This is a genomic window from Candidatus Pelagibacter sp. PS_31 (genome assembly GCF_059417865.1).
In genome coordinates this window covers 680,292-697,744 of sequence record NZ_CM182069.1, presented here as the reverse complement: position 1 = coordinate 697,744, position 17,453 = coordinate 680,292, and the positions used below count along the sequence as shown (strand labels likewise).

At 30.4% G+C, this 17,453-nt stretch carries 21 protein-coding genes and 3 tRNA genes; 19 read left to right on the top strand and 5 right to left on the bottom strand.

What is annotated here, in order from left to right; genetic code table 11:
* Window positions 1-4 precede the first annotated feature (4 nt).
* Entirely contained in the window at window positions 5-751 is a 747-nt protein-coding gene (locus tag AC5SLN_RS03725) for an SDR family NAD(P)-dependent oxidoreductase (protein WP_020169333.1), read from the top strand.
* A gap of 201 nt (window positions 752-952) precedes the next feature.
* Complete coding sequence (locus AC5SLN_RS03720) at window positions 953-1,594, top strand: DUF3047 domain-containing protein (RefSeq protein ID WP_006997048.1); 642 nt, start codon at window positions 953-955, stop codon at window positions 1,592-1,594.
* Window positions 1,595-1,596: 2 nt separating this feature from the next.
* Here AC5SLN_RS03720 and AC5SLN_RS03715 read toward each other — a convergent pair whose 3' ends face one another.
* Window positions 1,597-1,734 (bottom strand): hypothetical protein, encoded by a 138-nt coding sequence (locus tag AC5SLN_RS03715; RefSeq protein ID WP_494592788.1) that lies wholly within the window; start codon window positions 1,732-1,734, stop codon window positions 1,597-1,599.
* A gap of 57 nt (window positions 1,735-1,791) precedes the next feature.
* Here AC5SLN_RS03715 and AC5SLN_RS03710 point away from each other — a divergent pair, with 57 nt between their 5' ends.
* Window positions 1,792-2,217 carry a YbgC/FadM family acyl-CoA thioesterase gene (locus tag AC5SLN_RS03710; protein WP_018414049.1) on the top strand — a complete coding sequence of 142 codons (426 nt, stop codon included), beginning with the start codon at window positions 1,792-1,794 and terminating at the stop codon, window positions 2,215-2,217.
* Here AC5SLN_RS03710 and AC5SLN_RS03705 read toward each other — a convergent pair.
* Entirely contained in the window at window positions 2,210-2,884 is a 675-nt protein-coding gene (locus AC5SLN_RS03705; RefSeq protein WP_494592787.1) for a uracil-DNA glycosylase, read from the bottom strand. The two genes, AC5SLN_RS03710 and AC5SLN_RS03705, sit on opposite strands and share 8 nt — an antisense overlap.
* Before the next feature lie 2 nt (window positions 2,885-2,886).
* On the opposite strand from AC5SLN_RS03705, the gene AC5SLN_RS03700 reads away from it, so the two are divergent.
* Window positions 2,887-3,438, top strand: coding sequence for a histidine phosphatase family protein (locus AC5SLN_RS03700; protein ID WP_494592785.1), 552 nt, complete (start codon window positions 2,887-2,889; stop codon window positions 3,436-3,438).
* A gap of 18 nt (window positions 3,439-3,456) precedes the next feature.
* Window positions 3,457-3,594, top strand: a complete 138-nt coding sequence (locus AC5SLN_RS03695; protein ID WP_020169337.1) for a hypothetical protein — start codon at window positions 3,457-3,459, stop codon at window positions 3,592-3,594.
* Here the strand turns inward: AC5SLN_RS03695 and AC5SLN_RS03690 are convergent.
* From AC5SLN_RS03690 to AC5SLN_RS03680, 3 genes are read right to left on the bottom strand one after another with little or no spacing between them, the layout of a single operon-like run.
* Window positions 3,591-4,025, bottom strand: coding sequence for a hypothetical protein (locus AC5SLN_RS03690; protein WP_494592783.1), 435 nt, complete (start codon window positions 4,023-4,025; stop codon window positions 3,591-3,593). The genes AC5SLN_RS03695 and AC5SLN_RS03690 overlap by 4 nt on opposite strands.
* Window positions 4,012-4,182, bottom strand: a complete 171-nt coding sequence (locus tag AC5SLN_RS03685) for a hypothetical protein (RefSeq protein ID WP_006997042.1) — start codon at window positions 4,180-4,182, stop codon at window positions 4,012-4,014. Before AC5SLN_RS03685 ends, AC5SLN_RS03690 begins: the two co-directional genes overlap by 14 nt.
* The gene (locus AC5SLN_RS03680) at window positions 4,175-4,426 is read right to left on the bottom strand and encodes a DUF1289 domain-containing protein (RefSeq protein ID WP_020169339.1); all 252 of its coding nucleotides are present in this window, start codon (window positions 4,424-4,426) and stop codon (window positions 4,175-4,177) included. Before AC5SLN_RS03680 ends, AC5SLN_RS03685 begins: the two co-directional genes overlap by 8 nt.
* A 101-nt stretch (window positions 4,427-4,527) precedes the next feature.
* Here AC5SLN_RS03680 and AC5SLN_RS03675 point away from each other — a divergent pair.
* The 14 genes from AC5SLN_RS03675 (at window position 4,528) to nuoG (ending at window position 17,451) form a co-directional block, all read left to right on the top strand.
* A tRNA-Leu gene (locus AC5SLN_RS03675) sits at window positions 4,528-4,612 on the top strand.
* A gap of 16 nt (window positions 4,613-4,628) precedes the next feature.
* The gene (tig, locus tag AC5SLN_RS03670; RefSeq protein WP_494592782.1) at window positions 4,629-6,062 is read left to right on the top strand and encodes a trigger factor; all 1,434 of its coding nucleotides are present in this window, start codon (window positions 4,629-4,631) and stop codon (window positions 6,060-6,062) included.
* 31 nt (window positions 6,063-6,093) lie between these two features.
* Window positions 6,094-6,705 carry an ATP-dependent Clp endopeptidase proteolytic subunit ClpP gene (gene clpP, locus AC5SLN_RS03665; protein ID WP_006997039.1) on the top strand — a complete coding sequence of 204 codons (612 nt, stop codon included), beginning with the start codon at window positions 6,094-6,096 and terminating at the stop codon, window positions 6,703-6,705.
* A gap of 91 nt (window positions 6,706-6,796) precedes the next feature.
* Entirely contained in the window at window positions 6,797-8,065 is a 1,269-nt protein-coding gene (clpX, locus tag AC5SLN_RS03660) for an ATP-dependent Clp protease ATP-binding subunit ClpX (protein ID WP_494592781.1), read from the top strand.
* A gap of 59 nt (window positions 8,066-8,124) precedes the next feature.
* Window positions 8,125-10,509: an endopeptidase La gene (gene lon, locus AC5SLN_RS03655; RefSeq protein WP_494592779.1), complete on the top strand. Its 2,385-nt coding sequence runs from the start codon at window positions 8,125-8,127 to the stop codon at window positions 10,507-10,509.
* A 49-nt stretch (window positions 10,510-10,558) separates the two neighbouring features.
* Window positions 10,559-10,634, top strand: a tRNA-Val gene (locus tag AC5SLN_RS03650).
* 13 nt (window positions 10,635-10,647) lie between these two features.
* A tRNA-Asp gene (locus tag AC5SLN_RS03645) sits at window positions 10,648-10,724 on the top strand.
* Window positions 10,725-10,812: 88 nt separating this feature from the next.
* Window positions 10,813-11,181 carry an NADH-quinone oxidoreductase subunit A gene (locus tag AC5SLN_RS03640; RefSeq protein WP_006997036.1) on the top strand — a complete coding sequence of 123 codons (369 nt, stop codon included), beginning with the start codon at window positions 10,813-10,815 and terminating at the stop codon, window positions 11,179-11,181.
* A gap of 11 nt (window positions 11,182-11,192) precedes the next feature.
* Window positions 11,193-11,714, top strand: coding sequence for a NuoB/complex I 20 kDa subunit family protein (locus AC5SLN_RS03635; RefSeq protein ID WP_006997035.1), 522 nt, complete (start codon window positions 11,193-11,195; stop codon window positions 11,712-11,714).
* 5 nt (window positions 11,715-11,719) lie between these two features.
* Complete coding sequence (locus tag AC5SLN_RS03630; protein WP_006997034.1) at window positions 11,720-12,328, top strand: NADH-quinone oxidoreductase subunit C; 609 nt, start codon at window positions 11,720-11,722, stop codon at window positions 12,326-12,328.
* Window positions 12,312-13,487 (top strand): NADH-quinone oxidoreductase subunit D, encoded by a 1,176-nt coding sequence (locus AC5SLN_RS03625; RefSeq protein ID WP_494592777.1) that lies wholly within the window; start codon window positions 12,312-12,314, stop codon window positions 13,485-13,487. Before AC5SLN_RS03630 ends, AC5SLN_RS03625 begins: the two co-directional genes overlap by 17 nt.
* Window positions 13,487-14,095 (top strand): NADH-quinone oxidoreductase subunit NuoE, encoded by a 609-nt coding sequence (nuoE, locus tag AC5SLN_RS03620; RefSeq protein ID WP_011282014.1) that lies wholly within the window; start codon window positions 13,487-13,489, stop codon window positions 14,093-14,095. Before AC5SLN_RS03625 ends, nuoE begins: the two co-directional genes overlap by 1 nt.
* Window positions 14,088-15,419: an NADH-quinone oxidoreductase subunit NuoF gene (gene nuoF / locus AC5SLN_RS03615; RefSeq protein ID WP_494592775.1), complete on the top strand. Its 1,332-nt coding sequence runs from the start codon at window positions 14,088-14,090 to the stop codon at window positions 15,417-15,419. The genes nuoE and nuoF overlap by 8 nt, the downstream gene beginning before the upstream one ends.
* The gene (gene nuoG, locus AC5SLN_RS03610; protein WP_494592774.1) at window positions 15,412-17,451 is read left to right on the top strand and encodes an NADH-quinone oxidoreductase subunit NuoG; all 2,040 of its coding nucleotides are present in this window, start codon (window positions 15,412-15,414) and stop codon (window positions 17,449-17,451) included. The genes nuoF and nuoG overlap by 8 nt, the downstream gene beginning before the upstream one ends.
* Window positions 17,452-17,453: the final 2 nt, after the last annotated feature.

Below are 17,453 nucleotides of genomic sequence, written 5' to 3'. Positions count from 1 at the left end.
ACTAATGCATCAGTTTGATTTAAATAATAGAACAGCAATTATCACAGGTGGAGCTCAAGGTTTTGGTCTTGATATAGCAAAAAGATTTTTAAGCTCAGGTGTTAAAACTATTATTTGGGATATAGATGAAAATGAACTTAAAAAAGCTACTCAAGAACTAAACAACCCAAATCTGTCTTATAAAGTTGTTGATGTTTCTAATTATAAAAATGTTAAAGAAACTGTAGATGAAATAACAAAATCTACGAACATTGATATTTTAATTAATAATGCTGGTATTACAGGTTCGACATCCTCTCTATGGGATTATGATGTTGATGAGTGGAATAAAATAGTACAAATTAATTTAATGGGGACTTTTAATTGTTGTAAGTGTGTTGTGCCCAATATGATTAAAAATAATTATGGTAGAATCATCAATGTTGCATCTGTAGCTGGCAAGGATGGTAACGCTAATGCTAGTGCCTACAGTTCAGCTAAAGCAGGAGCTATTGGTTTAACTAAATCATTAGGTAAAGAACTGGCTGATAAAAATATAGCTGTAAACGCTGTTACCCCAGCTGGTGCAAAAACAAGAATTCTTGATCAAATGTCAAAAGAACATGTTGCCAGAATGCTTTCTAAGGTTCCTAGAGGTAGATTTTTAGAGATAGAAGAGTTTACTTCATTAATTTGTTGGCTAGCTTCAGAAGAAAACTCATTTTCAACAGCAGCTGTTTTTGATATTAGTGGTGGTCGTTCTACTTACTAACTAGCACTTTAGAATCAACATTAAGAGACTTACTTTCTTTAGAAATAACTGGTGCCAGTAGAATTATGGACCAATATATTAATAAAACAAATATAGAAATTAATTTCATTCTATTTATATAGTATCCAATATTGATAATTTAATGCTTAAAGTGTGTTCAAATATTGTTTTAAAATTAAATTTAGATATACCCTCAGACTGATGAAATTTTTTTTAATATTATTAGGATATTTATTTTTAATAACAAAACCTTTGTTAGCTGAAAATGTTTACGTTTTCGATTTTACTAACGATGAGCTAAATACATTAAAAGTTAAAAAAGTTAAAGGAGAGACCAGCTGGGCTGTTGGGTCTAACGAAAATGGTAACTTTATAAGAGCAGAGGCTGAAGGTGTTGGGTCAGGCTTGGGAAAAGAAATTAGAATTGATCTTAATAAAACTCCTATTATTAATATTACATGGAAAGTTGAGAAAGATTTATCTGGAATTATTGAAAATAGTAAAAAAGGGCACGATTATGCTGCTAGAGTTTTTGTAATAAAAAAAACAGGTTCTACACCATTATCTAACAGGGCAATTAATTATGTTTTTTCAAGTAATAATGATGTTGGAAAATATTGGCCAAGTCCATATACAAAAAAATCTATTGATTATGTTCTCTCAACTACAAAAAATAACAAAAATACATGGGTTACTGTTAAAGCAAATGTGCAAAAAGATTTTAAGAAACTTCATGAAATTGATGTTACAGAAATTTCAGGTATTGCTATAATGACTGACACTGATAATTCGAAATTAAAAGCTATCTCTTATTATCAAGATATTTATTTTTCAGCTGAATAAGATTATTTAAATACTTTTTTAAGACCAATACTTAAAAAAGATAAAAGTACTGCAACAATTACATCTTCAATGGGTGCAGCATCAGGGACCAAATAATTCCAAGCAATTACACCTAAAAGCCAAATAATATAAACTTTCATTGTTATATTATATCTTAGTTTGATGCTAAAAATATTTATTTTTGATAGTATAAATTCATGCACGAAAATTTTTTTCACAATATAAAGGTTTATTATGAAGACACCGATGCAGGTGGTGTTGTTTATTATGCAAACTATTTGAAGTTTCTTGAAAGAGCAAGAACAGAAGCATTGTTTACAATCGGATTTAATAATAAAAAAATTAAAGAAGATTATGGAGCCTTAATTGTTGTTAAATCTTGTAACATCGAGTACAAAAAACCCTCCTATCTTGAAGACGAGTTAAAAATTAGATCCTTTGTTAAATCTATTACAAAAACTTCTTTTTTTATGTCACAATTTATTTCTAGAGATGACGAATTAATTGTTGAGGCAAAAGTACATTTAGTTTTTGTAGATAAAAATGGAAAACCTATAAAAGTTCCAGAGGACATTTTTAAAGTTTTTAAACCTTATTTTTGCGATAGTATAAAAATTAAATAATTTTCTTAGCCTTCTTTAACAAGCTTACCATTTTTTGTGTATTAATTATTTTTCTATTAACATTTCTTGGACTAGGGTGATAACTAGGAATTAGAATTTTATTATCAGGTAATAAATATTTTACACCGTGTATGAAGATTAGTTTTTTATCAAAATGATAATTTTTTTTATAAAATTCTATACAATTATCAAACGAAACTTTACCTAACGCTATAATAACTTTTAAATTTTTTAATAAGATCAATTCATTTTTAAAAAATGTTGAACAGTTGGATAATTCATTTTTTATAGGTTTATCTTCTGGAGGGACACATTTAAGAATATTTGTAATATAGGTTTTATTTAATTTTAAACCATCATCAATATGCGTAGAAGTTGATATATTCGATATGTTAGCTTTAAATAAACATTTAAAAAGAAAATCTCCAGATTTATCTCCAGTGAACGCTCTGCCTGTTCTAGTACCCCCGTGAGCTGCAGGCGCCAGACCTACTATTAATAGTTTAGCGTTAATATCACCAAATCCTGTAACTGGTTTAGCCCAATAAGTATCTTTCATATTTTGTTTTCTTTTTTCTATAGAAATTTTTTTACTAAACGCAATTAACCTAGGACAACTTTTACATTTAACTATTGAATTATTTAATTTTTTGAATTTTATATCCATATATGAATCTTATAAAATTTTTTTTATTAATACTTTTATCTTTCAATATTTCAGTAAAAGCAAATTCAAATGATGAAATACAAAGTTTGTTAAAAGAAGGTAAAAAATTAATATTTATAAGACATGCAATTGCACCAGGTGGAGGTGATCCATTAGATTTTGATATATTAAAATGTGAAACCCAACGAAATTTAAGCATAGAGGGTATTGAACAATCTAAAAATATTGGGAAGTTTTTTTCAGAAAATCATATTAAAATTGATAAAGTGTTATCTAGTGAGTGGTGTAGATGTAAACATACAGCTCAACATGCTTTTGATAAATATGAAACAAAAAGTTTTTTAAATTCATTTTTTAGTGCAAAATTTGCAAGTAATAAAAATAAACAAATTTATGATTTAAAAAAATATATTAATGAATGGAACGCTGATAACAATTTAGTATTAGTAACACATTATGTAACAATTCAAGAAGTGCTAAATATTACAACTTCTTCTGGAGAGATAATCATTTCAGACAAAAATTTTAATGTTCTTGCTCGACAAAATTTTTAAAAAATATAAACTAATAAAATGTCATCTAAAAAAGCTATGAAGTTAGCTCAAAAACAAGCTTATGCTAAACATAGAAGCAATATAACCAATACTAGGTTTGGTTCAAAAAAAATAAACTTTACAAGTAAAGTAAATAAGAAAAGTAAAAAATCTTAACTTTCTTTTACGAAAACTTCCACTTTATCACATGTTGAAATTTTTGAGATACCTTGTTCTCCATTTATGACTGTTTTGATTTTAATTAATGGTTTTTTTTTTTCAAAAACTAGTTGGGTATAAAATTGTGGGTAACCAATTTTGTCTGTTAGTATTAAGTTCTCATCTTCATAGATAAATCTTTCAATTAAATTTTCTTGTTTAACACTAAGATCAGTAGATTTATATTTTTTAAAAGTTTTACTGTCATAAATATAATTTCTCTTCATTAAAGACTTTTCTAAATCTAAAATATATTCATTTTTAATAAAACCATCTTTTAAATTCTTACAGCCTGTTAAATGCATAATTTCAGATAAAGCAAATGTCTGGAAGCTTACTAATAAGATTGAAAATATACCAAAAAAAATTATTTTTTTACTTTTTTTCATGTTTGTCAGCATAAAAAAGTGCAATTAATAAAATTGCTGTCCAAATTATCCCTATAAAAGCTTTGGGTCCAGTTTCTGCACTCCATATATTTAAAACCAACGCTCCAAAGATTAACCCCGCAACATAAATTAATATAGCTAAAGTAGATTTACTCATTATTTAAATTCTTTTTATAAAGTGAAATTCCATTTTCAATCTTATGACCATAAGATTCTTTAAAACTCTCTAATTGCCAGCCACTCAAACGTGTTTGAATGATTGTTAAGTTTGATTTTTTCCATTCTTCTGTAGTTTCTTGCATTTTCCACATTTTTTTTTCCTCATTATTTCTTGCACATCCATAACAATATCCTGTTTGAGGATCTGTTTTACATATACTTATACATGGAGAAATAATCATTTTTTTTAAATTACTAGTAAATATAATTAATTATTAATATATTTCATTATTATTGTCATTGGACAAATAGAAACTATCCTATATAAAGCCACAAGAATTGTGGGCGAATGGCGGAATTGGTAGACGCGCTGGTCTTAGGAACCAGTATCGCAAGATGTGAAGGTTCGAGTCCTTTTTCGCCTACCAACAAGCTTAAAAAATTATGAAAGTTACAGTAGAAAATAAAAAAGGTTTAAATAAAGACATTAAAGTTTTCATAGATAAAGAAACTATGAATTCTTATATGGATGAAAAATATGAAGAAATTAAAAAGACTGTTAACTTAAAAGGTTTTAGACCTGGGAAGGTGCCTAAAGAAGTTTTAAAAAGACAATTTGGCCAAGCAATTTTTAGTGAAGTGCTAGATAAAGTTCTTAAAGATACATCAGTTAAGGCTTTAGAAGATAATAAAATTAAACCAGCTGGACAACCAAAGCTTGATCTTAAAACCTATGGTGAAGATAAAGATTTAGAATATGTAATGTCGATAACAGAACTTCCAAAGGTAGAGTTAAAGTCTGTTGAAAATATTAAATTTGACGAATATTCAGTTAAAATTGACACAAACGAAACAGATAAAAGAATTAAAGAAATAGCCAAAAGTCAGAACAATTTTAAAGAAGTTGCAGCAGATGTTAAAGCAGTAGAGGAAAATTTAGTTATTTTTGACTACAAAGCAACGATTGATGGAAAAGATTTTACTGGTGGTGAAGGAAAAAATACTCAATTAATTCTAGGTAAGGACTTATTTATTAAAGGCTTTGATAAGCAGCTTATCGGCGTTAAAAAAAATGATGAAAAATCTGTTGACGTTACGCTGCCTGAAAACTATCCACAAAAAGAATACGCAAATAAGAAAGCTAATTTTATTTGCAAGATTACAGAAGTAAAAAAATCAGAGGAAGTAAAAATAGATGATGTTTTTGCTAAAAACTTAGGTGCAAAAGATCTTGCTGATTTAAAAGTATTAGTTAGTAAACAAATTAATGATGAATATAAAAATTCTCTAGATAAATTGGCAAAAACTCAAATCTTAAAAGAAATTGAAAATTTTAAAGTGGATGAAATTCCGGAAAACTTAATTGAAGAAGAAGTTAAGATTTTATCTCAAGGTATGACTGAAGAAGATTCTAAAAAAAGTAGAAAAAATTTTGAGGAAATCGCTAAAAAAAGAATTAAAGTTGGGTTGATCTTAAATGAATTTGGTGAACAAAATAAAATCAAAGTAACTGAACAAGAAGTTCAAGCTGAAGTTCAAAAACAACTTAGAATGATGCCTGGCCAAGAAAAGATGGTTATGGAATTTTATCAAAAAAATCCATCAGCATTAGCTAGCTTAAGAGGAACCGTGTATGAGGAAAAAATTATCAATCTAATTAAAACTAAAGCAAAACCATCTAAAAAAGAAATTAGCAAAGAGGAAGCAGAAAAAATTTTAAAGGAACATCAAAAACAAGATCATAATCATGAACATGACCACAATCATGACCACGATCATCCTGAGGAAAAAAAAGCTTCAAAATCTACTAAAATTGAAAAAAAACCAAAACCCTCAGCATCTAAAAAACCTTCAACAAAAAAAGTTAGTAAAAAGTAATCACAAGTTGTATAAGTAAGAGAATCAACTTATGACAACAAACTTATTAGATCAAATGAATACTCTTGTACCTATGGTTGTTGAACAATCAAATAAAGGTGAGAGAGCTTATGATATTTATTCAAGACTTCTCAAAGAGAGAATTATTTTTTTGGTAGGACCAATAAATGATAACGTAGCATCTTTAGTTACAGCTCAACTTTTGTTTTTAGAGTCTGAGGATCCAAAAAAAGAAATCAATTTATATATCAATAGTCCTGGAGGACTAGTGACAGCAGGTCTTGGAATTTATGATACTATGCAATACATTAAACCAGATGTTTCAACATTATGTATTGGTCAAGCTGCATCAATGGGTTCATTTTTATTAGCTGCAGGTAAAAAAGGTAAAAGATTTTCTTTGCCAAATTCTAGAATTATGGTTCACCAACCTTCTGCTGGTTTTCAAGGACAAGCTACAGATATTGAAATTCATGCTAACGAAGTTTTAGCCTTGAAAAAAAGACTTAATGAGATTTATTCAAAACATACTGGAAAATCTGTTGATGATGTGAAGAAAGCACTAGAACGTGATAACTTTATGACTCCAGATACCGCAAAAGAGTTTGGTTTGATAGATGAAGTAGTTGAAAATAGATCTTAATACACAACATCTTGACACCCCATTAAACTGATACTTGATTAGTATGAGTCTTCTATATTAAAGTAACTTTACTGATTCGTTTATAAATTATATGACAACAAATAATAAAAATATTCTTTACTGTTCTTTTTGTGGAAAGAGCCAACATGAAGTTAGAAAACTTATTGCAGGTCCAACTGTATTTATATGTGATGAATGCGTTGAACTATGCATGGATATCATCAAAGAAGAAAGTAAAGACACATTTGTTAAACATCAAGATGGGTTACCACCGCCTAAAGAAATTTGTGCTGTATTAGATGATTATGTTATTGGGCAGCCTCACGCAAAAAAAGTTTTATCAGTTGCTGTTCATAATCATTATAAGAGACTTAATTATGAGACTAAAACCAGCAAAACAGTTGAACTTTCAAAATCAAATATTCTTTTAGTTGGTCCAACTGGTTGTGGAAAAACTTTATTAGCTCAAACTCTAGCAAGAATCCTTGACGTTCCTTTCACAATGGCAGATGCAACCACTTTAACAGAAGCAGGTTATGTTGGTGAAGATGTTGAAAATATAATTTTAAAATTATTACAAGCTGCTGATTACAACGTTGAAAAAGCACAACGTGGAATTGTATACATCGATGAAGTTGATAAGATTAGCAGAAAGTCAGAAAACCCCTCTATAACTAGAGACGTGTCTGGAGAAGGTGTACAACAAGCTCTATTAAAAATTATGGAAGGGACAGTGGCGAGCGTTCCACCTCAAGGTGGCAGAAAGCATCCACAACAAGAATTTTTACAAGTAGACACAACAAATATTTTGTTTATTTGTGGTGGAGCATTCGCTGGCTTAGATAAAATAATATCTCAAAGAGATAAAGGTACATCAATAGGATTTGGTGCAAATGTAAAAAAAACAGATGATAAAAAAACAGGTGAGTGGATGAAAACTTTAGAACCTGAAGATTTGTTAAAGTATGGCTTAATCCCAGAATTTATTGGAAGACTTCCAATGATAGCTACATTAGAAGATCTTGATGAAAAATCTCTAGTTAAAATACTACAAGAACCAAAAAACTCGCTAATTAAACAATACCAAGAATTATTTAAATTAGATGGAGCTAAGTTAAGTTTTAAAGAAAATGCGATCAAAGAGATTGCACAAAAAGCAATTAATAAGAAAACTGGGGCTAGAGGCCTTAGATCAATCTTAGAAAATATTTTATTAAAAACAATGTACGATCTTCCAAGTCAAGACAATGTGGAGGAAGTTATTGTAGACGCTAGTGCGGCCAAAGGACTATCTCAACCAATCATAGTTCATTCAAAAAATATTAGCAAAACAAAGACTGACAAAACCTCTGCTGCCTAATTTCACGTTAATAAGTAATAAATAGCTATTGCAATATCATATTTAATATCCATATTTAGATGATGGATGTAAAAATTGAACGACCTTTATTACCGTTAAGAGATATTGTTGTATTTCCAAATATGGTAGTTCCATTATTTGTTGGTAGAGATAAATCTATTGCCGCTTTAAATGAAGTTATGAAAAAGGACAAAAAAATTGTTCTAGTTACCCAAAAAAATTCAGAAATAGATGACCCTAAAAAAACTGATGTTTTCATGTATGGTTGTGAAGGTAATATTCTTCAGTTATTAAAATTACCAGACGGTACAGTAAAAGTTTTAGTTGAAGGAAGTAAAAGAGTAAAAATTTTAGATTTTAAAGATAATGAGAAATTTATTATTTGTGAATATGCTCATCACCATGATGTAGTAACTAAAGATGAAGACTTAATACCACTAGCAATGACTGCTGTAAGAAGATTAGAAAAACTAACTTCAATTAATAAAAAAGTATCAAGTGAAACGATTAATAATATTAAAAAGTTAACTAATGCATCACACATTGCTGATAATATCGCATCTCACCTAACAGCTACAATTTCAGAGAAGCAACAAATATTTGAAACTATAGATGTTAAGAAAAGACTTAATTCTATAATTAAAATAATGGAGAATGAAACCAGTATTATTGGAGTTGAAAAAAGAATTAGAGGAAGAGTTAAAACTCAAATGGAGAAAACTCAAAGAGAATATTATTTAAATGAACAACTTAAAGCTATTCAAAAGGAATTGGGTGAAATCGAAGATGGAAAAGATGAAACTTCAAGTTTGAATAAATTAATTATTAAAGCAAAAATGCCAAAAGATGTTGAGAAGAAATGTATGGCTGAGCTTAAAAAGTTAAAAAATATGAGCCCAATGTCTGCTGAGGCTACTGTTATCAGAAATTATCTTGATTGGATGACAGATCTTCCTTGGTATAAAAAAAGCCAAGTTGATATTGATCTGAAAAAAGCACTTGCAGTTCTTGATGCAGATCATTTTGGTTTAGAAAAAGTTAAAGAGAGAATTATTGAATTTTTAGCAGTCCAAAAAAGAATGGAAAAGATTAAAGGTCCAATTTTATGTTTAGTTGGTCCTCCAGGTGTTGGTAAAACATCATTAGGAAAATCAATTGCAAAAGCTACTAACAGAGAATTTGTAAGAGTTTCTGTAGGTGGTATGAGAGATGAAGCGGAAATAAGAGGACATAGAAGAACTTATATAGGCTCTTTACCTGGTAAAATTATTCAAATGATGAAAAAAGCAGGTACAAAAAATCCACTTATTCTTCTTGATGAAATAGATAAAATTGGAAATGATTATAGAGGAGATCCATCTTCTGCTTTGTTAGAAGCATTAGATCCAGAACAAAACACAACATTTAATGATCATTATCTAGAAGTTGATTATGATTTATCTGACGTCATGTTTGTTACTACAGCTAACACTTTGAATATTTTACCACCGTTATTAGATAGAATGGAAGTCATTAGATTAGCTGGTTATACAGAAGATGAAAAAATTAATATTGCAAATAAGTATCTACTACCCAAACAAGTTAAAGATAATGGAGTTAAAGAAAATGAAATGACTTTATCTGAGGATATAATTAAAGAAATTATCCAAAGCTATACAAAAGAGTCTGGTGTAAGAAACCTAGAAAGAGAAATTTCAAAAGTAGCTAGAAAAGTTGTTAAGAAAGTGGTTTCTGGAGAAGAGAAAGAAGTTAAAATTGATTTAAAAAATTTACCAGACTATTTAGGAATTCAAAAATTTAAATTTGGTGAACTTGAAAGTAAAGATAAAATCGGTGTTGTTACTGGTTTAGCTTGGACTGAATACGGTGGGGAAATTCTTAAAATTGAAACTGTTATAATGCCAGGAAAAGGCAAAATGCAAATTACAGGAAAATTAGGTGAGGTTATGCAAGAGTCTATCAAAGCTGCAAAATCTTTTATTAGATCAAAAAGTTTAGATTATGGAATCATTCCTCCTTTATTTGAAAAAAAGGATTTTCATATTCATGTTCCAGAAGGAGCCACTCCTAAAGATGGACCCTCAGCAGGTATTGGTATGGTCACTTCAATAGTTTCTGCAATCACAAATAACCCCGTCAGAAGAGATGTTGCAATGACAGGCGAGGTAACATTAACAGGTCAAGTATTGCCAATTGGTGGATTAAAAGAAAAATTATTAGCAGCACACAGAGCTGGGATAAAACAAGTTATAATTCCGAAGGAAAATGAAAAAGATCTTGTTGATATGCCTAAGAAAATTATTGATGATATAAAAATTACTCCTGTTGAGCATGCTGACGAAGTATTAAAAATAGCTTTAACAAAAGAATTAAAAAGAGTTGAGTGGGTCGAGGTTGAGAAAATTTCTCAATCTAATGATAAATCTCAAGCCAGTATTCAATAATTACCAATTTACATTATCTATTCCTTGATGTAATAGTAGCGCTTGTTTTGGGCGGTTAGCTCAGTTGGTAGAGCATCTCGTTTACACCGAGGGGGTCAAAGGTTCGAGTCCTTTACTGCCCACCAAAACAACTAAAGTGGGGGTGTAGCTCAGTTGGTTAGAGCGATCGCCTGTCACGCGATAGGTCGAGGGTTCGAGTCCCTTCACTCCCGCCACTTTTTCCCTATTAATTAACATTTATATTATTAAAAATGTGACGTAAGTACCCTTCAACAAGAGGTAAAAACTGCTATATAGACTCAAATGCTTTCAGAATTTTTAAAAGATTACTTACCAATTATTATATTTTTGATTATTGCACTTGGTCTGAGTTGTGCTTTTGTTGTTGTAAACTTAATATTATCACCAAAACATCCAGATCCAGAAAAATTATCTGCGTATGAATGTGGTTTTGAACCCTTTGAAGATTCAAGAATGGAATTTGATGTAAGGTTTTATTTAGTGGCAATTCTATTTATAATCTTTGATTTAGAGATAGCTTTCCTTTTTCCCTGGGCAATATCATTGGGCAATATTGGAGGTCTTGGCTTTACTTCAATGATGATATTTTTATTCATTCTTACGGTTGGATTTATTTATGAATGGAAAAAAGGTGCACTAGACTGGGAATAAAATTTTAGATTATGAACTTAGAAAATAAAAATAAAGAAATTCCTGAAGAATTTAAAAAACTTGCTGAAGACTTTAGTAAAAATGGTTTTATCACAACTTCACTTGATAATTTAATAAACTGGTCAAGAGCTGGTTCATTACACTGGATGACTTTTGGTTTAGCTTGCTGTGCTGTTGAGATGATGCAAACAGCAATGCCACGATATGATTTAGAAAGATTTGGTGCTGCACCAAGAGGGTCACCAAGACAATCTGATGTTATGATTGTAGCTGGAACTTTAACTAATAAAATGGCACCGGCATTAAGAAAAGTTTATGATCAAATGCCTGAACCGAGATATGTTATTTCGATGGGTAGTTGTGCAAATGGTGGTGGTTATTATCACTACTCTTATTCTGTAGTCCGTGGTTGTGATAAGATAGTACCTGTGGATATTTATGTGCCAGGATGTCCTCCATCAGCTGAAGCATTACTTTATGGAATCTTGCAATTACAAAAAAAAATTAGAAACAAAGGATCTTTTGAAAGATAATTTATATGCAAAATTTAATTGATCTTGAAAAAAAAATTAACTCGGAACTTACAACTAAAATTAAAAAAACTGAGATTAGACATGAACAGTTATATATTAATATTGATAATGAAGATTTGATAGATGTAACGTTATTTATTAAAAGTAACGAGAATACAAAATTTAGACAGTTAATTGATATTACAGTTGTTGATTACCCTGAAAATGCTCAACGTTTTAAAGTTGTGTATTTGTTTTTAAGTCATGAATTTAATCAAAGAATTATATTAAGTTACCTAATAAGTGAAAATGAAGTTATTCCATCATTAACACCCATTTATCCTGCAGCAAATTGGATGGAGAGAGAAGTTTTTGATATGTATGGAGTTAAGTTTAAAGACCATCCAGATATGAGAAGAATACTTACTGATTATGGCTTTGAAGGACACCCCTTAAGAAAAGATTTTCCTCTAACCGGTCATACTGAAGTTAGATATAGCGAAGATCAAAAGAAAGTTATTAGTGAACCAGTTAAGTTAGAGCAAAATTATAGAAATTTTGATTACGAAAGCCCTTGGGAAGGAACAAAATATATTAAAGATCAAACTGACCTAGAAAATGACAAAAAAAATTAAAACATTAAATCTAAATTTTGGACCACAGCACCCTGCAGCACATGGTGTATTAAGATTAATTTTAGAATTAGATGGAGAAGTTGTTGAAAAAGCTGATCCACATATTGGTCTTCTACACCGGGGAACAGAAAAGTTAATAGAAAATAAAACGTATATGCAAGCAGTCCCTTATTTTGACAGACTTGATTATGTTGCTCCAATGAATCAGGAACATGCTTTTGCTTTAGCTATAGAAAAAATTTTAAAGATAAATGTTCCAATTAGAGCCCAATTAATCAGAGTAATGTTTTGTGAAATTGGAAGAATATTAAGTCATATATTAAATGTTACAACTCAAGCTCTTGATGTAGGCGCTTTAACTCCATCACTATGGGGTTTTGAAGAACGTGAAACATTAATGACATTTTATGAAAGAGCATCTGGTTCAAGACTACATGCCAATTACTTCAGGGCCGGTGGTGTTCATCAAGATTTACCGATGGGTCTTGAAGAGGATATAGGTAATTTTTGTGAGTCGTTCCCGAAGATAATAGATGATCTAGAAACATTATTGACTGACAACAGAATATTTAAACAGCGAAATATTGATATAGGAATTGTAACCAAGGAAGATGCGTTAGATTATTCTTTTAGCGGTGTTATGATTAGAGGCTCTGGAGTTCCTTGGGATCTAAGAAAATCTCAACCTTATGACTGTTATGAACAACTAGAATTTAAAATTCCAGTAGGAAAAAATGGAGACTGTTTTGATAGATATTTATGTAGAATTGAAGAAATGAGAGAAAGTGTTTCAATAATCAAACAATGTTTAAGTAAAATGGAAAAAGGACCAATTAAATCATTAGATGGAAAAATTAGCCCTCCACCTAAAAAAGATATTAAACAATCAATGGAAGCTTTAATTCATCACTTTAAATTATTCACTGAAGGTTATCGTGTTGACAAAGATGAAATTTATACTGCTGTTGAAGCACCAAAGGGTGAATTTGGTGTTTATTTAATATCTGATGGAACCAGCAAACCTTACAAATGTAAAATTAGAGCTCCTGGCTTTTCTCACCTACAAGCAATGGATTATTTGATTAAAGGACATATGCTTGCTGATGTACCTGCTGTTTTAGGTTCGTTAGATATTGTTTTTGGAGAGGTTGATAGATAATGAGTTTAAGAAAACCTGCAAAAGAGCAACCAGAAAAATTTGAATTCACAGCAGATAGTCTAGCTGCAGCAAAAGAAATGATTTCCAAATATCCAGAAGGAAAACAACAAAGCGCTGTAATGGCATTACTATATATCGCTCAAAAACAAAATGATAACTGGATACCACTTGCAGCAATGAAATATATCGGAAAGTTTTTAGATATGCCTTATATAAAAGTTTATGAGGTGGCCACTTTTTATACAATGTATAACCTATCACCAGTTGGAAAACACTTTATTCAAGTTTGTACAACTACACCATGCATGATCAGAGGAGCTTATAAACTTGTTGAAGCATGCAAAGAAAAAATTTCAGAAAATGAAAATGAATTATCCACTGATAAATCATGCTCATGGATGGAAGTTGAATGTTTGGGTGCATGCGTTAATGCCCCAATGATGCAAATTAATGATGACTATTATGAAGACCTAGATAAAGAAAAAACTTTAAAAATTTTAGATGAGATACTTGACGGTAAGACGCCAAAGCCAGGATCTTATAGAGGAAGAGTTAATAATGAACCTGAAAATAACAGAAAAACACTTTTGGATTTAAAAAATGCTTAACGATAAAGATAGAATATTTCAAAACCTATATAATGATAAAGGTTCAGATGTTGAGTCTTCAAAAAATAGAGGCGACTGGGTAGATACTGCTGAAATAATAAAAAAAGGTAGAGAATGGATTATAGAAGAAGTTAAATCATCGGAATTAAGAGGAAGAGGTGGTGCTGGATTTCCTACGGGTCTTAAATGGTCTTTTGCCCCAAAAGAACTTGGTTCTAGACCTCACTATCTAGTTATAAATGGTGATGAATCTGAACCTGGCACATGTAAGGATCGTGATATTTTAAGGTTTGAACCTCACAAATTAATAGAAGGATGTTTGATTGCTGCTTACGCAGTTCAGGCCCATGTTTGCTATATTTATATACGCGGCGAATATTTTATTGACGGACAAAAACTTCAAAAAGCAATCGATGAAGCTTATGAAAAAAAACTTATAGGAAAAAATGCCTCTGGTACTGGCTGGGACTTAGATATTTATATTCATTATGGAGCAGGCGCTTATATATGTGGTGAAGAAACAGCACTTCTAGAAAGCATCGAAGGTAAAAAAGGTCAGCCAAGATTAAAACCTCCTTTTCCAGCTTTAATAGGATTATATGGATGTCCAACAATAATTAATAACGTGGAAACTATAGCTGTTGTTCCGACGATTTTGAGAAAAGGTGGTAAATGGTTTGCGTCATTAGGAAAAGCGAAAAATACAGGAACTAAAATATTTTGTATATCTGGAAATGTTAATAAACCATGTAACGTTGAAGAGGAAATGAGTATATCTCTTAAAGAGTTAATAGAAGTACATGCTGGCGGAGTAATTGGTGGATGGGATAATCTACAAGCAGTAATACCAGGTGGATCTTCTATGCCTATTATACCAAAAAAAACATGTGAAACTTTAACAATGGATTTTGACTCACTTGTTGCTGAGAAAAGTGGTTTAGGAACCGCAGGTATTGTCGTAATAAATAATGATCAAGATATTATTAAATGTATGGCAAGAATTGCTAGATTTTATAAACATGAAAGTTGTGGACAGTGCACACCATGTAGAGAAGGTTCTGGATGGATGTGGAGAATGTTAGAAAGAATGGCTGAGGGAGAAGCGTCAAAAGATGAAGTAGAAATGCTTGGTGATGTTACAAATCAAATTGCTGGTCATACTATTTGTGCTTTTGGTGAAGGATCTTCATGGCCTGTCCAGGGTTTGTTAAGACATTTTAGAAAAGAAATTGAGGAACGAAACAATTTTGAACCAACAATAAAAAAAAATAATGAAGTTCCTTATTTAGTCGATCAACATTTATTGGATAAAAAAAATGCCTAAATTAAAAGTTAACAATATTGAAGTTGAAGTTGAAGATGGCTTAACAGTCTTACAAGCTTGTGAAAAAGCTGGAGTTGAAATTCCAAGATTTTGTTATCACGAAAAACTTTCAATTGCTGGAAATTGTAGAATGTGCCTAGTTGAAATGGAAAAATCTCCAAAACCAGTTGCTTCATGTGCGATGCCTGCTGCTGAAGGTATGAATATTAAAACGAATACTGAATTTGTTGAAAAAGCAAGAAAAGGTGTGATGGAATTTTTACTTGCAAATCACCCATTAGATTGTCCTGTATGTGATCAAGGTGGCGAATGTGATCTTCAAGATCAATCAATGTTTTATGGGGTAGATAAATCTAGATTTAAAGAAAATAAAAGACAAGTTCCTGAAAAAAATATGGGTCCTTTAATTAAAACTCAAATGACAAGGTGCATCCATTGTACTAGATGTGTTAGGTTTGCAACAGAAATTGCTGGTGTACCAGAAATAGGAGCAATAGGACGTGGTGAAGATATGCAAATAACTACTTACCTTGAGCAATCAATGCAATCAGAATTATCTGCTAATGTTGTTGATTTGTGTCCTGTTGGAGCTTTAACATCTAAACCATATGTTTTTGAAGCAAGACCTTGGGAATTAAAAAAGACCGAATCTATTGATGTTATGGATGCTATTGGCTCTAATATAAGAGTTGATACCTATGGCTGGGAAGTTAAGAGAATTTTACCAAGAATAAACGAAGACATTAACGAGGAATGGATTTCTGATAAAACAAGACATGCTTGCGATGGTTTATCAAATCAAAGACTAGATACACCTTACATTAAGTATAATGGAAAATTTGAAAAAGCATCATGGTCTGAAGTTTTTAATATAATTAAATCTAAGTTTAAAAACACTGATAAAGAAAAAATCTGTGGGTTAACTGGTGATTTAGTCAATATGGAAACACTTTATATATTTAAAGAATTTTTTAATAAAACATTAGGTTCTCAAAATATAGAGTCTAGAGATAATTACAGTTATTTAAATCCAGAAAAGCGAGAAAATTATTTATTCAACTCATCAATTAATGGAATTGAAGAAGCTGATTTTATTTTCCTTTTAGGGACAAACCCTAGATTTGAAGCAACAATTTTAAATGCCCGAATTAGAAAATCCTATCTTCAAAACAAAACTAAAATTATTTCGCTAAATGAAGTAGGTGACCTTACATACCCTTACCAGTCTTTAGATGGAAACACTGAAACTGTTAAAAAAATTATCGAAGGTAAACATGAGGTATCTGATTTAATTAAACAAGCAAAGAAACCTATGATTATAATGGGTCAATCTGCACTAAAAAGTAAATCATCTAAATATATTTTTGAATCAATCAAGCAATTTTTAGATGAAAATAATAAACTTTCCAATGATTGGAATGCTTTAAATATAATTTCTGAAAATGCATCCACGGTAGGTGCGTTTGATCTTGGGGTATATAAAACAACTGATGGTGATAATGAAGTTTTGAAAGACTTGGAAGATCACAAGTTTGAAATTGTTTATCTTCTAGGTCTAGACGCTATTAATTTTGAAAAAAAAAATGAGTTTATTATTTATCAAGGCTCTCATGGAGATAAAGGAGCGGAAATAGCAGACATTATTTTGCCAGGGGCTGCTTATACAGAACAAAATGGTTATTTTACAAATTTAGAAGGTAAATTACAAAAAGCCTACAAAGCATCTTATCCACCAGAACTTGCAAAAGAGGATTGGGTAATAATAAATGAACTTGCAGAGTCCATGAATCATAGAAAATTATTTAATGATAAAGATGAGCTGGATAGCAGTTTAATTAATCAAATAAATCTACATATTGAAAAAAATAACTCTTTAACTTCATCAAAAGTTAAGGAATTAATTTTTGAAAATGAATTGATTAAAATAGATAATGATTATTATTATTCAAATGTAATTGCTAGAGCTTCAAAAACTATGTCTGAGTGTAGACATTTAAAAGCGGATTTAAAGTCTACAGGAACAGAAGGTTAATT

Excerpts from the sequence above, each read along its gene's own strand:
- AC5SLN_RS03725 (WP_020169333.1), top strand. The coding sequence starts at position 5 with ATGCATCAGTTTGATTTAAATAATAGAACAGCAATTATCACAGGTGGA.
- AC5SLN_RS03720 (WP_006997048.1), top strand. The coding sequence starts at position 953 with ATGAAATTTTTTTTAATATTATTAGGATATTTATTTTTAATAACAAAA.
- AC5SLN_RS03715 (WP_494592788.1), bottom strand. The coding sequence starts at position 1,734 with ATGAAAGTTTATATTATTTGGCTTTTAGGTGTAATTGCTTGGAATTAT.
- AC5SLN_RS03710 (WP_018414049.1), top strand. The coding sequence starts at position 1,792 with ATGCACGAAAATTTTTTTCACAATATAAAGGTTTATTATGAAGACACC.
- AC5SLN_RS03705 (WP_494592787.1), bottom strand. The coding sequence starts at position 2,884 with ATGGATATAAAATTCAAAAAATTAAATAATTCAATAGTTAAATGTAAA.
- AC5SLN_RS03700 (WP_494592785.1), top strand. The coding sequence starts at position 2,887 with ATGAATCTTATAAAATTTTTTTTATTAATACTTTTATCTTTCAATATT.
- AC5SLN_RS03695 (WP_020169337.1), top strand. The coding sequence starts at position 3,457 with ATGTCATCTAAAAAAGCTATGAAGTTAGCTCAAAAACAAGCTTATGCT.
- AC5SLN_RS03690 (WP_494592783.1), bottom strand. The coding sequence starts at position 4,025 with ATGAAAAAAAGTAAAAAAATAATTTTTTTTGGTATATTTTCAATCTTA.
- AC5SLN_RS03685 (WP_006997042.1), bottom strand. The coding sequence starts at position 4,182 with ATGAGTAAATCTACTTTAGCTATATTAATTTATGTTGCGGGGTTAATC.
- AC5SLN_RS03680 (WP_020169339.1), bottom strand. The coding sequence starts at position 4,426 with ATGATTATTTCTCCATGTATAAGTATATGTAAAACAGATCCTCAAACA.
- tig (WP_494592782.1), top strand. The coding sequence starts at position 4,629 with ATGAAAGTTACAGTAGAAAATAAAAAAGGTTTAAATAAAGACATTAAA.
- clpP (WP_006997039.1), top strand. The coding sequence starts at position 6,094 with ATGACAACAAACTTATTAGATCAAATGAATACTCTTGTACCTATGGTT.
- clpX (WP_494592781.1), top strand. The coding sequence starts at position 6,797 with ATGACAACAAATAATAAAAATATTCTTTACTGTTCTTTTTGTGGAAAG.
- lon (WP_494592779.1), top strand. The coding sequence starts at position 8,125 with ATGATGGATGTAAAAATTGAACGACCTTTATTACCGTTAAGAGATATT.
- AC5SLN_RS03640 (WP_006997036.1), top strand. The coding sequence starts at position 10,813 with ATGCTTTCAGAATTTTTAAAAGATTACTTACCAATTATTATATTTTTG.
- AC5SLN_RS03635 (WP_006997035.1), top strand. The coding sequence starts at position 11,193 with ATGAACTTAGAAAATAAAAATAAAGAAATTCCTGAAGAATTTAAAAAA.
- AC5SLN_RS03630 (WP_006997034.1), top strand. The coding sequence starts at position 11,720 with ATGCAAAATTTAATTGATCTTGAAAAAAAAATTAACTCGGAACTTACA.
- AC5SLN_RS03625 (WP_494592777.1), top strand. The coding sequence starts at position 12,312 with ATGACAAAAAAAATTAAAACATTAAATCTAAATTTTGGACCACAGCAC.
- nuoE (WP_011282014.1), top strand. The coding sequence starts at position 13,487 with ATGAGTTTAAGAAAACCTGCAAAAGAGCAACCAGAAAAATTTGAATTC.
- nuoF (WP_494592775.1), top strand. The coding sequence starts at position 14,088 with ATGCTTAACGATAAAGATAGAATATTTCAAAACCTATATAATGATAAA.
- nuoG (WP_494592774.1), top strand. The coding sequence starts at position 15,412 with ATGCCTAAATTAAAAGTTAACAATATTGAAGTTGAAGTTGAAGATGGC.